The organism is Chryseobacterium phosphatilyticum, from assembly GCF_002899825.2.
GTDB classification, from domain to species: Bacteria; Bacteroidota; Bacteroidia; order Flavobacteriales; family Weeksellaceae; genus Chryseobacterium; species Chryseobacterium phosphatilyticum.
The window spans coordinates 1-455 of record NZ_PPED02000096.1 but is presented as its reverse complement, the minus strand read 5'-3'; the positions used below and the strand labels follow the sequence as shown (position 1 = coordinate 455).

The 455-nt window shown below is 61.3% G+C and carries 1 protein-coding gene; it reads right to left on the bottom strand.

Annotation, left to right across the window (positions count from 1 at the left end):
- Positions 1–455: efflux RND transporter permease subunit (locus tag C1631_RS25540; protein ID WP_185144705.1), on the bottom strand; the 455-nt coding region annotated here is incomplete at both ends.

The window sequence follows — 455 nt, the reverse complement described above, 5'->3', positions numbered from 1 at the left end:
CTCTTCTCGTCAAGTTGGGGGATGAACTCGGTTCCAAGGCGGGTGAACAGCACACCGGCCCCGACAAGGAGCAGTAGGGCCCCACCGACGAAGATGATAGGCGCTCGAACAGCTGCGCCAAGGACTGGCTGATAGGCCGCTTTCAGCGCCCGGATGATGAGGTTGTCTTTCTCCGTCACCCGGCCGGTAATGACGATGGCAATCATCGCGGGTACAAAAGTGAGGGACAGGACGAAGGCCGAAATCAGGGCGATGATGACGGTGAGCGCCATCGGCTCGAACATCTTGCCCTCGACCCCGGTGAAAGTGAGGAGCGGCACATAGACGAGGATGATGATGGCCTGTCCGTAGAGGGAGGGCTTGATCATCTCCTCGGCAGAGGCTCGGACGGTGACGAGCCGCTCCTCCAGTTCGAGCTTACGCCCGAGTTCCGACTGGCGCTCGGCGAGGTGGCG